Origin of the sequence: Pseudomonas sp. RIT-PI-q (genome assembly GCF_001297125.1) — a bacterium.
Lineage (GTDB): Bacteria > Pseudomonadota > Gammaproteobacteria > Pseudomonadales > Pseudomonadaceae > Aquipseudomonas.
Genome location: NZ_LHPC01000028.1, coordinates 400282 through 412755 on the forward strand (window position 1 = coordinate 400282; position 12474 = coordinate 412755).

The 12474-nt window shown below is 60.1% G+C and carries 8 protein-coding genes; 4 read left to right on the top strand and 4 right to left on the bottom strand.

The annotated features are described in order from the left end of the window. Positions 1–144: 144 nt before the first annotated feature. Positions 145–1131, bottom strand: coding sequence for an FAD:protein FMN transferase (locus tag AEQ67_RS14465; protein ID WP_059404723.1), 987 nt, complete (start codon positions 1129–1131; stop codon positions 145–147). A gap of 193 nt (positions 1132–1324) precedes the next feature. On the opposite strand from AEQ67_RS14465, the gene AEQ67_RS14470 reads away from it, so the two are divergent. Then, positions 1325–2623, top strand: coding sequence for an MFS transporter (locus tag AEQ67_RS14470; RefSeq protein WP_059404514.1), 1299 nt, complete (start codon positions 1325–1327; stop codon positions 2621–2623). A gap of 189 nt (positions 2624–2812) precedes the next feature. On the opposite strand, the gene AEQ67_RS14475 is transcribed toward AEQ67_RS14470, so the two are convergent. Further along, on the bottom strand, positions 2813–4276 hold the full coding sequence (locus AEQ67_RS14475; RefSeq protein WP_059404515.1) for a glyceraldehyde-3-phosphate dehydrogenase: 1464 nt from the start codon (positions 4274–4276) through the stop codon (positions 2813–2815). Between the two features lie 364 nt (positions 4277–4640). On the opposite strand from AEQ67_RS14475, the gene mfd reads away from it, so the two are divergent. The 3 genes from mfd to AEQ67_RS14490 are packed head-to-tail and all read left to right on the top strand — an operon-like array spanning position 4641 to position 11381. Next, positions 4641–8090 carry a transcription-repair coupling factor gene (gene mfd, locus AEQ67_RS14480; protein WP_059404516.1) on the top strand — a complete coding sequence of 1150 codons (3450 nt, stop codon included), beginning with the start codon at positions 4641–4643 and terminating at the stop codon, positions 8088–8090. Between the two features lie 10 nt (positions 8091–8100). Continuing rightward, entirely contained in the window at positions 8101–8679 is a 579-nt protein-coding gene (locus AEQ67_RS14485; RefSeq protein ID WP_059404517.1) for a CsiV family protein, read from the top strand. Between the two features lie 11 nt (positions 8680–8690). Next, a complete protein-coding gene (locus AEQ67_RS14490; RefSeq protein WP_059404518.1) occupies positions 8691–11381 on the top strand; it encodes a DEAD/DEAH box helicase in 2691 nt (896 codons plus the stop codon). A gap of 125 nt (positions 11382–11506) precedes the next feature. Here the strand turns inward: AEQ67_RS14490 and AEQ67_RS36505 are convergent, their stop codons facing one another. Together AEQ67_RS36505 and AEQ67_RS14495 are read right to left on the bottom strand one after the other, a co-directional pair. Then, complete coding sequence (locus tag AEQ67_RS36505) at positions 11507–11629, bottom strand: hypothetical protein (protein WP_269084732.1); 123 nt, start codon at positions 11627–11629, stop codon at positions 11507–11509. Between the two features lie 102 nt (positions 11630–11731). Next, the gene (locus tag AEQ67_RS14495; protein WP_059404519.1) at positions 11732–12469 is read right to left on the bottom strand and encodes an S-methyl-5'-thioinosine phosphorylase; all 738 of its coding nucleotides are present in this window, start codon (positions 12467–12469) and stop codon (positions 11732–11734) included. Positions 12470–12474: the final 5 nt, after the last annotated feature.

Genomic DNA, 12474 nt, shown 5'->3' on the forward strand with positions numbered 1-12474 from the left:
GCTAAATCACGCCGATCTGTGGCGTGAAGGAACAATTTGGGGCCAGTGCAGAACCCGGACACAGTCTATAGAAGCGTCAACGCCGCGCACATTAACCCTTGGTCGCGTCGTAGGCTAGTTTTGCCTGCACTACAACGCCAGTCTTCACTCGGTTTTTGCGCCACTCAAGCGCTCAAAAGCCTGAGTGGTTCGTGTGACGAAACCTGTATCGGCACGAATCACAAAGAATGCACCAATGTCGTGTTTTTCTGCGTAGTCCCAACCGCGCTCCGGGCCGAGAATCAGCAACAGCGTCGATAAGCCATCGGCCATCAACGCCGAAGGATTAATCACCGTGACTGACGCCAGGGTGTGTGCGACCGGTGCACCGGTGCGGGCATCGAAGGTGTGGGAATAACGCCGACCGTCCTGTACGAAATAATTGCGGTAGTCACCGGACGTCGACACGCCGTAGCCGTCGACCGCGATGATGCGTTCAGCCACTTGCTGATCATCTCGAGGTTCTTCCAAAGCGATGCGCCAGGGCGAGCCGTCGAGTTTCTTGCCCGCAGCCTTGAGTTCGCCGGTGGCTTCGGCGAGGTAGTTATGGATGCCCAGCTCTTCCAGCCTTGCGGCAATCGTGTCGACGGCGTATCCGGCGGCGATGCTATTGAAGTCGACTTCGACGGCGGCGTCCTTGCACAACTGATCGCGATCGATGTGCAAGTGCTGGTAACCGACTCGCTGCCGCACTTCGGCGAGGGCCTGGGCAGCGGGGACTTTTTCCTCGCGGGCTTGCGGGCCGAAACCCCAGAGATTGAGCAGCGGCTCGACGGTAAGGTCGTAGGAGCCTGCGCTTTGTTCCGACAGCTGCTCACCGACGCGGACCAGTTTGAGGATGGACGCGGGCATTTTCTGACAGCGATTGGCCGGGAGATCGTTGAAGCGCTCGATGTCGGAGTCGCTGCGGTAGGTCGACATTTGTTGATCGACGTCAGCGAGGATCTTTTCGACCTCGGCCTGCACCGCTTTCGGCCCGGGCGTGGAGGAATGCCTTACGTATTGAATGGAGTAGCGACTGCCCATGGTCGGGCCGTCGAAGCGTTCCAGGCTATCGCCGTTGCCACAACCGGACAAAACGCAGGCCAGCATCACAATCACAATCCCGATCCACCGTCCAGTTAACAAATCTTCATCTCCCCTCAAAACCGCGCCCGCCATTATGGGCCTCAGAGCGCATGGGAGCGAGGTCTGTCCAGCGCCCGACAGTAAGACGCAAAACCTGTGGGCTCGCTCCCACAGGTGCAGCGTTTCAAACAAGATTTACCAGCGTGAGTATCTACACATGTCCTCCAACACGAGCAAAGGCAAAGCGATTTTTCGCGTTGTCAGCGGTAATTTTCTCGAGATGTTCGACTTTATGGTCTACGGCTTTTACGCCACGGCCATCGCCAAAACCTTCTTCCCGGCCGACAGCGCTTTCGCTTCCTTGATGTTGTCTTTGGCCACCTTCGGTGCCGGCTTCCTGATGCGCCCGTTGGGTGCGATCTTTCTTGGCGCCTATATTGACCGTCACGGCCGTCGCAAAGGCTTGATCATCACCCTGGCGATGATGGCTGCCGGCACAGTCTTGATTGCCTGCGTACCGGGTTACGCCACTTTGGGCGTGGCCGCGCCGCTGATCGTGCTGTTCGGTCGACTGCTGCAAGGTTTCTCCGCCGGAGTGGAATTGGGGGGGGTGTCGGTGTACCTCGCCGAGATCTCCACGCCGGGCCGCAAGGGCTTCTTTGTCAGCTGGCAGTCCGCCAGCCAGCAAGCCGCGGTGGTCTTCGCCGGCCTGCTGGGTGTGGGTTTGAACCACTGGCTGAGCCCGGAACAAATGGGTGACTGGGGCTGGCGCGTGCCGTTCCTGATCGGCTGCATGATCGTGCCGGTGATCTTCGTGATTCGTCGGTCACTGGAAGAAACGCCGGAGTTCCAGGCGCGCAAACATCGCCCTACCTTGCGCGAGATCGTCCGTTCGATCGGGCAGAACTTTGGCATCGTCATCGCCGGCATGGCATTGGTGGTGATGACCACCGTGTCGTTCTACCTGATCACCGCCTACACCCCGACCTTCGGCAAAGCCGAGCTGCACCTGTCGGATCTGGATGCGTTGCTGGTGACGGTGTGCATTGGCTTGTCGAACTTCTTCTGGCTGCCGGTGATGGGCGCATTTTCCGACAGGATCGGGCGTAAACCCTTACTGCTGGCGGCGACCATTCTGGCGATCCTCACCGCTTACCCTGCCCTGTCGTGGCTGGTAGCGAACCCGAGCTTCAGCCATTTGCTGATCGTTGAGTTATGGCTGTCGTTCCTGTATGGCTCGTACAACGGCGCCATGGTAGTGGCGTTGACCGAGATCATGCCGGTGGAAGTTCGCACGACCGGCTTCTCGTTGGCCTACAGCCTGGCGACGGCAACCTTCGGTGGCTTTACGCCGGCGGCCTGTACGTACCTGATTCATGTGCTGGACAACAAGGCGGCACCGGGGATCTGGCTCAGTGGCGCGGCGGTGTTGGGGCTGATTGCGACGCTGGTGTTGTTCCGGGGCAACAAGCATGAATTGCGGACGGCGCAGGCAGCGGTGGTTGGTGGCGACTGATCGATCGCCTTCGCGGGCAAGCCTCGCTCCTACAGGTCGCATGCGATCTCAATATCGACGCACAACCTGTAGGAGCGAGGCTCGCCCGCGAAGAGGCCCGCCCAGACAACACACCTGTAACTGACAAACCCCACAAACAAAAACGCCCCGACCAAAGTCGGGGCGTTTTCATGTGCAGCTAACTCACGCTTAGCGCGGGAACGCTGGCGGGTTTACACCGGCCATGTCTTCCATCACGCGAACCACCTGGCAGCTGTAACCGAACTCGTTGTCGTACCAAACGTACAGAACAACGCGGTTGTCTTGGGTGATGGTCGCTTCAGCGTCCACAACACCTGCGTGGCGCGAGCCAACGAAGTCGGTGGAAACCACTTCCTGCGAATTGACGTAGTCGATTTGCTTGTGCAGATCGGAGTGCATGGCCATTTGGCGCAGGTACTCGTTGATCTCTTCGCGAGTGGTGGCTTTCTCAAGGTTCAGGTTGAGAATGGCCATCGACACGTTTGGCGTCGGAACGCGGATCGCGTTACCGGTCAACTTGCCAGCCAGTTCAGGCAGCGCCTTGGCAGCAGCAGTGGCAGCACCGGTCTCGGTGATCACCATGTTCAGCGCGGCGCTACGACCACGGCGATCGCCTTTGTGGAAGTTGTCGATCAGGTTCTGGTCGTTGGTGTACGAGTGAACCGTTTCAACGTGACCGTTGACGATGCCGAACTTGTCGTTGACCGCCTTCAGCACCGGCACGATGGCGTTGGTGGTGCAGGAAGCCGCGGAAACGATCTTGTCGTCAGCGGTGATGTCGCCGTGGTTGATGCCGTGAACGATGTTCTTCAGCTTGCCTTTGCCAGGCGCGGTCAGAACAACGCGGTCGATACCCGGGCAGGCCAAGTGCTGGCCCAGGCCGTCGGCGTCACGCCATACACCGGTGTTGTCCACCAGCAGTGCGTCTTTGATGCCGTACTGGGTGTAGTCCACTTCAGTCGGGTTTTTCGCGTAGATAACCTGGATCAGGTTGCCGTTGGCGGTGATGGTGTTGTTGGCTTCATCAATGGTGATGGTGCCATCGAACGGACCATGAACCGAGTCGCGACGCAGCAGGCTGGCACGCTTGACCAGGTCGTTCTCGGCGCCCTTGCGGACAACGATGGCGCGCAGACGCAGGCCGTCGCCACCACCGGTTTTCTCGATCAGGATGCGCGCCAGCAGACGGCCGATACGACCGAAACCGTACAGGACAACGTCGGTGCCTTTGCGAGCGGAAACGTTTTGCTGGCCAACCACGTCAGCCAGTTCTTCACGGACGAACTGCTCGGCAGTGCGGCCATTGCCGGTGGTCTTGAATTTGACCGCAAGCTTGCCCAGGTCTACCGAAGCGGCGCCGAGCTTGAGCTCGCTCATCGCTTTGAGCAGTGGGAATGTTTCGTGGACGGACAGTTCGCTGTCATCGGACTGGCGATGACGAGCAAAACGGTGAGCTTTGAGAATCGCAATGACTGAACGATTGATCAGGCTGCGGCCATAGATCGAGCTCACCACGTTGTTGTTGCGGTAGAGCTGACCGATAAGCGGAATCATCGCTTCTGCGAGTGCTTCACGGTCGATCCATTCACCAAGACACTGGTCGGGCTTCTGAGTCACGGGAACCTTCCACATATGTAGGGGCAGAAAAAAGGGGCTACATTATGCCGCCGAGTGCCTCTCGTAGCAATGCGCGCCTGTCGTGCGGACAGTAACAAATTTCCGTTCAAAAAACTTACGCCGCGCTGGAGCCCAGTAAAACCGGGCCTTCCAGCACAGTCAATTTTTTGGAGGTAGCGCTGCCTTGTCCGTAACCATCCGTAACACTGGTTGGTTTTGCCACTACATAATCGCTGATTTTCACTAAAAAACGGCCGGATTTTGTCTTTACCACTACATTTTGCCCAACCCGCGTAATAGACATATCTGCAACTGACAGCCGGCACCTGAGGCCGCTACAATTACCGACTTTGTCGCAACGCTTGGAGCTCAACCTTCCGTGCCCGTTCTGCGTCTACCGCTTCTCCCTGCCGCGGCAGGTAAACAGCACTGGGGCAATCTGCCCGGTGCCGCCCTGAGCCTGGCCATTGCCGAGGCCGCCAGCGCTGCCAAGCGCTTTACCCTGCTGCTGACCGCCGACAGCCAAAGTGCCGAACGGCTGGAACAGGAGCTGAGTTTCTTCGCCCCGGATTTGCCGGTGCTGCATTTCCCGGACTGGGAAACCCTGCCCTACGATCTGTTTTCGCCGCACCAGGACATCATTTCCCAGCGTATTTCGGCCCTGTATCGGTTGCCGGAGCTGAGCCATGGCGTGCTGGTCGTGCCGATCACGACTGCCTTGCATCGCCTGGCGCCGACCAAATTCCTGCTCGGCAGCAGCCTGGTGCTGGACATCGGCCAGAAGCTCGACGTCGAGCAAATGCGCACCCGGCTTGAAGCCAGCGGCTATCGCTACGTCGACACGGTGTACGAGCACGGCGAATTTACCGTACGCGGCTCGCTGATCGATCTGTTCCCGATGGGCAGCAAATTACCCTTCCGTATCGACCTGTTCGACGACGAAATCGAGACGCTTCGTACATTCGATCCGGAAAACCAGCGCTCCATCGACAAGGTGGAAACCGTTCGCCTGCTGCCCGCGCGAGAGTTTCCGCTGCAAAAGGACGCGGTCACGCGGTTCAAGGCGCGCTTCCGTGAGCGTTTCGATGTCGACTTCCGTCGCTGCCCGATCTTCCAGGATCTGAGCAGCGGGATTACACCGGCCGGTATCGAGTACTACTTGCCGCTGTTCTTCGACGAAACCTCCACGCTGTTCGACTACCTGCCCCAGGACACGCAAGTGTTTTCCCTGCCGGGCATCGAGCAAGCGGCAGAGAATTTCTGGAACGATGTGCGCAATCGCTATGAAGAGCGCCGCGTCGATCCCTCCCGTCCTTTATTGCCACCGGCCGAATTGTTCCTGCCGGTAGAGGATTGCTTCGCACGCCTGAAGAACTGGCCGCGCGTTGTCGCCAGCCAACAAGACGTGGACACCGGTGTCGGCCGCGAGCGCTTCCCGGCTCGGGAGTTGCCGAACCTGGCCATCGAAGCCAAGGCCACCCAACCGTTGGCGGCACTGGCCGGCTTCCTCGACGAATTCCCTGGCCGCGTACTGTTTACCGCCGAGTCTGCGGGTCGTCGCGAAGTGCTGCTGGAATTGCTGGACCGTTTGAAGCTGCGGCCGAAAACCGTCGACAGCTGGCCGGATTTTGTCGCGAGCAAGGAGCGCCTGGCGATCACCATCGCCCCGCTCGACGAAGGTCTGGTGCTCGACGACCCGGCCTTGGCGCTGGTGGCCGAAAGCCCATTGTTCGGTCAGCGCGTAATGCAGCGTCGTCGCCGCGAAAAACGTGCCGACGCCAACAACGATGCCGTGATCAAGAACCTCACCGAGCTGCGCGAAGGCGCGCCGGTGGTGCACATCGATCACGGTGTCGGTCGCTATCTGGGCCTCGCCACGCTGGAAATCGACAACCAGGCCGCTGAATTCCTCGCCCTCGAATACGCCGAAAACGCCAAGCTTTACGTGCCGGTGGCCAACCTGCACCTGATCGCCCGTTACACCGGCAGCGACGATGCGCTGGCCCCGCTGCACCGTCTCGGTTCCGAGACCTGGCAGAAAGCCAAACGCAAAGCCGCCGAACAGGTGCGCGACGTCGCCGCCGAATTGCTCGACATCTATGCCCGTCGTGCCGCCCGCGAAGGTTATGCCTTCGCCGACCCGAAAGCCGATTACGCGACCTTCAGTGCCGGCTTCCCCTTCGAAGAAACCCCGGACCAGCAAACCACCATCGAAGCGGTGCGCGCCGACATGCTCGCGCCGAAACCGATGGACCGCCTGGTCTGCGGCGACGTTGGTTTCGGCAAGACCGAAGTGGCGATGCGCGCAGCCTTCATCGCGGTGCACGGTGGTCGTCAGGTGGCGATTCTGGTGCCGACCACCCTGCTCGCCCAGCAGCACTACAACAGTTTCCGCGACCGCTTCGCCGACTGGCCGGTGACCGTGGAAGTGATGAGCCGCTTCAAGTCGACCAAGGAAGTCAACGCCGCCGTCGCGGACCTCGCCGAAGGCAAGATCGACATCGTCATCGGCACGCACAAGTTGCTGCAGGACGACGTCAAAATCAAAAACCTCGGGCTGGTGATCATCGACGAAGAGCACCGTTTCGGTGTCCGTCAGAAGGAACAGCTCAAGGCCCTGCGCAGTGAAGTCGACATCCTCACCCTGACCGCCACACCGATTCCGCGCACGCTGAACATGGCGGTGTCGGGCATGCGCGACCTGTCGATCATCGCCACGCCGCCGGCCCGTCGCTTGTCGGTGCGGACCTTCGTCATGGAGCAGAACAAGAGCACGGTCAAAGAAGCCCTGCTCCGGGAGCTGCTGCGTGGCGGTCAGGTCTATTACCTGCACAACGACGTGAAGACCATCGAGAAATGCGCCGCCGACCTCGCCGAACTGGTGCCGGAAGCGCGGATCGGCATTGGCCACGGGCAGATGCGCGAACGCGATCTCGAACAGGTCATGAGCGATTTCTACCACAAGCGTTTCAACGTGCTGATCGCCTCGACCATTATCGAGACCGGCATCGACGTGCCGAGCGCCAACACCATCATCATCGAGCGTGCCGACAAGTTCGGCCTGGCGCAGTTGCACCAGTTGCGCGGTCGCGTCGGCCGCAGTCACCACCAGGCGTACGCTTACCTGCTGACGCCGCCGCGCCAGCAAATCACCCCGGACGCGGAAAAGCGTCTGGAGGCGATCGCCAACACGCAGGACCTCGGGGCGGGCTTCGTGCTCGCCACCAACGACCTGGAAATCCGTGGTGCCGGCGAACTGCTCGGCGACGGTCAGAGCGGGCAGATCCAGGCCGTCGGCTTCACGCTGTACATGGAAATGCTCGAGCGCGCAGTGAAGTCGATCCGCAAGGGCGAACAACCGAACCTCGACCAGCCACTGGGCGGCGGTCCGGAAGTCAATCTGCGTGTACCAGCATTGATCCCCGAAGATTACCTGCCCGACGTTCATGCTCGATTGATCCTCTACAAACGCATCGCCTCGGCCACCGATGAGGAAGGCCTCAAGGACCTGCAAGTAGAGATGATCGACCGTTTCGGCCTGTTGCCGGAGCCAACCAAGAACCTGATGCGCATCACGGCGCTGAAATTGCAGGCCGAGTTGCTGGGCATCAAGAAAGTCGACGGTGGCCCGCAAGGCGGTCGAATCGAGTTCGCCACGCAAACGCCGGTCGACCCGCTGACGCTGATCAAACTGATCCAGAGCCAGCCCAAACGCTACAAATTCGAAGGCGCCACGATGTTTAAATTCCAGGTGCCGATGGAGCGCCCGGAAGAGCGCTTTAATACTGTAGAGGCGCTGTTCGAGCGCCTCATTCCGAAAACTGCTTGAAGGACGCCGCATGCGCCTGTTTCGCTCACTGACCTTGCTGACAATGTTAATAACAGCGCTGGTCGCCCCCACGGCGTTTGCCGATGATCTGTATCAGGTTGAAATGATCCTGGTCCGGCAAAACGCCGTGCCCGCCATTGTCAGCCGCGCCGCACCGGAGGACTGGGCGGCCGGCGCGCAGCCCATCAGCCCCGACAGCCTGCGCACGCCAAGCCTCAATGGCGAAGTGGAAAAACTCACCGCCAGCAATGAGTACACGGTGTTGCTGCACAAGGCCTGGCAGCAGAACCTCGGTGAAGAAGCCAGCAAAGTGGCGATCAGCGACGGTACGGAGCAGTTCGGCCAGTTCCCGATCGAGGGTACGTTGAGCCTGAAACTGGGGCGTTTCACCGACGTCGACGCGGATTTTTGGGTCAATCAGATCGACGCCAATGGCATGGTGACCGCCAGCGAACGCATGAAGCAGGAAAGCCACACCAAGAACGGCCAGCTGAACTTCCTCGACAACGGCCACCTCGGTCTGCTGATCAAGATCACCTCGCTGACCGCCCCTGCGCCTCGGCCAGTCCCCGATGAAATTCCGGACTGATTGAAGTCCTTATGCCGACCCTGAGCAAACCCCTCGCACCTTCCTGGGTCAGCCGATTCAAGGAACAGAGCCTGGAGCGTGGCCGCCGCTACGCCCTGGAAAACCGCGTCAGGATCGTCGAGGCCGGCGACGCGACGATCATCGCCGCGTGTGAAGGCTCTGGCGGTAACGTTTACCGTCAGACCATTCGCCTGCGCGAGTCGGCCAAAGCCACACTGCTGATGATCGACGCCACCTGCACCTGCCCGGTGCACAGCAATTGCAAACATTGCGCGGCAGTGCTGCTCAAAGTCCAGGAAACCCTGGCCTACCCCGCTGCCGCACAAGACGCCGAACTGCTCGAGAAGCTTTCGGCCGTGCTGGAAAACCGCAGCCCGAAAGCGCCGCCGCAAGTGCTGGTGGATAACGTGCAACCGGTGCCGCGCCTGTGGCTGGCGAGCATCGAGTTCAGCGCCTTTGAACCGCGCAACGGCAAGATGCAGCGTTACATCCAGCATCGCGCGGCGCTGTCCTTCAGCTATCTGGATGAATACGTATCCGGGCAGAAGAACGCCGATATCCTGATTCGTCAGGAAGCTCAGACGCTGCGGATAAAACGCCACCCGGAAGTTGAACAGACCTACAGGGAACAGCTACGAATCCTCGGCTTCAAGGTCGCCACCCGACAAAGCAAGGCCTTGCCGGAAAGCGCCGGCGAGCTCTTCGAGATGGTCAACGACAGTGCCTGGCTGACGTTCACCCTCAATGAGTTGCCGAAGCTGCGAGCGCAGGGCTGGGAGTTGCAGATCGACGAGGATTTCGGTTTCGACCTGACCGCCGTCGACGACTGGTACGCCACCGTCGAACAGGTGCCGGAGCGTGACTGGTTCGATCTGGAGCTGGGGATCATCGTCAATGGTGAGCGGCTGAGCCTGCTGCCGATCCTGTTGAACCTGATGCGTTCTCACACCGAAATCCTCAACCCGGAACGCCTCGCCCGTCGGCGCGACGATGAGTTGATTCTGGTAAACATCCCCAACCGCCCGAACTCCGAGTACGGGCCACTGCAAGTCGCCCTGCCCTTCGGTCGTTTGAAACCGGTACTGGCGACCCTCGGCGAGTTCTATCTGCAAGGGCCAGGCGAAACGACGCTGCGCCTGAGCAAGGCCGATGCCACGCGGTTGAATCCACTGGAAGACTTGCCGCTGCTCTGGGAAGGTGGCGAGCAGATCCGCACCTTTGCCCAGCGTTTGCGCGACATCAAGGATTTCACTGCCACGACACCGGAAGGCTTGAACGCGACTTTGCGTCCGTATCAGCTGGAAGGCCTGAGCTGGATGCAGTCGCTGCGGCAACTGGAAGTCGGCGGAATCCTTGCGGACGACATGGGCCTGGGCAAAACCCTACAAACCCTGGCGCACATTCTCAGCGAGAAAAACGCCGGACGCCTGGACCGGCCGTGCATGGTGGTGATGCCCACCAGCCTGATCCCGAATTGGCTCGACGAAGCGGCGCACTTCACGCCGCAACTCAACGTGCTGGCGTTGTACGGTGCCAGCCGCAAGAAACACTTTGAGCACCTGGCCGATTACGACCTGATCCTGACCACCTACGCGCTGCTGCCCAAAGACGTCGAACGCCTGGCCGCCCAGCCGCTGCACGTGCTGGTGCTGGATGAAGCGCAGTACATCAAGAATCCGAACAGCAAGGCCGCCCAGGCTGCCCGCGAGTTGAATGCTCGCCAGCGTCTGTGCCTGAGTGGCACGCCGCTGGAAAACCACTTGGGCGAGTTGTGGTCGCTGTTTCACTTCCTGCTGCCCGGCTGGCTCGGTGACGTCAAAAGCTTCAACCGCGATTACCGCGTACCCATTGAAAAGCGCGCCAGCGAAGTAAGACTTCAGCACCTCAACGGTCGGATCAAACCGTTCCTGTTGCGCCGCACCAAGGAACAGGTGGCCACCGAGTTGCCACCGAAAACCGAGATCATCCATTGGGTCGAGCTCAACGAAGCCCAGCGCGATGTGTACGAAACCATGCGCCTGGCCATGGACAAGAAAGTCCGCGACGAGATCACCCGCAAAGGCGTGGCGCGCAGCCAGATCATCATTCTTGAAGCGCTGCTGAAGTTGCGCCAGGTGTGCTGCGATTTGCGCCTGGTCAACGACGCCGCACTGCCGACTCGCGGTAGCACCTCGGGCAAGCTCGATAGCCTGATGGAAATGCTTGAGGAACTGTTCGAAGAAGGTCGGCGGATTCTGCTGTTCTCGCAGTTCACCTCAATGCTGGCGCTGATCGAAGCCGAACTGAAAAAACGCGGGGTTGAATATGCCCTGTTGACCGGGCAGACACGCGACCGGCGCGCACCGGTGAAGGATTTCCAGAGCGGCAAGCGTCAGATCTTTCTGATTAGTTTGAAGGCCGGTGGTGTGGGGCTGAACCTGACCGAAGCCGACACGGTGATTCACTACGATCCGTGGTGGAACCCGGCGACGGAAAACCAGGCGACCGACCGGGCTTATCGTATCGGCCAGGAGAAACCGGTGTTCGTCTACAAGATGATTGCCCGGGGCACGGTGGAAGAGAAGATTCAGCACCTGCAAAAGGAAAAATCCGACCTGGCGGCGGGCGTACTGGATGGACGCTCGGCCGGGGACTGGAAGTTGCAGAGCGATGATATTGAAGCGTTGTTTGCGCCATTGCCGGATAAGCTGGAGAAACGTTGAAGTCCATGGCGCCAGAAAGATAGCTATCGCGGGCAAGCCCGCTCCCACAGGGTGATCACTGAACTTGTGGGAGCGTGGCTTGCCCGCGATGGCCTCACCCGAGTAATAACTGAAGAAACGCGCTATCAGCGCTTGGGATCAGACAACGGCGCAAACAACGCCTCAATATCACCCTGCTCAAGCTTCCCGCCGCCCGTCGTTCCGCCTTCCAGCACCGCCCCGGCCAATGACTGAACACCTTTGCCCATGGTAGCGCATGAAGTTGCTCAATTATTGTCGTCATGGGATCAACGCCGCTTAAAACCAAATGAATCGTGAAGCGGCCAGACACACCACCTGAACGTTGATGTTCAACCCGCCAACACCCGCGCCAACGTCGACTGAACCTTGCCCATGCCGTCTCGCAATGCCTGCTCGATCTCGGCCATGGTGATCACCGACGTGGACTTGCCCGCCGCCGGGTTCACCACCAGTGCCAGACAGGCATAATCCAGTTCCAGCTCACGGGCCAGCGCCGCTTCCGGCATGCCGGTCATGCCGACAATGTCGCAGCCGTCACGTTCCAGCCTGGCGATTTCAGCGGCTGTTTCCAGCCTCGGCCCTTGGGTGCAGGCGTACACGCCCTGTCCACTATAGCCAACGCCTTCAGCCGCCAACGCGGCGATTAACTGCTGACGCAGCGGCTCGCTGTAGGGGTAGCTGAAGTCAATGTGGGTGACCTGCTCCAGGTCATCGGCGAAATAGGTGTGTTCGCGACCGCTAGTGTAATCGATCAGTTGATGCGGCACGCAGAAGTGCCCGGTCCCCATCGCCACATGAATCCCGCCCACGGCGTTGACCGCCAGAATCGCTTCGGCGCCGGCCTGCTTCAACGCCCAGAGGTTGGCGCGGTAGTTGACCTGATGCGGCGGAAACCGGTGAGGATGACCATGACGTGCGAGGAACAGCACTTCCTTGCCCCCGAACTCGCCGATCTGCACCTCGGCCGAGGGCGCGCCGTACGGGGTGTCCACGGTCAATGACTGACGAATACTCAGGCCTTCGAGTTGAGTCAGGCCGGTGCCACCGATAATCGCGTAAACCGTCATGGCGA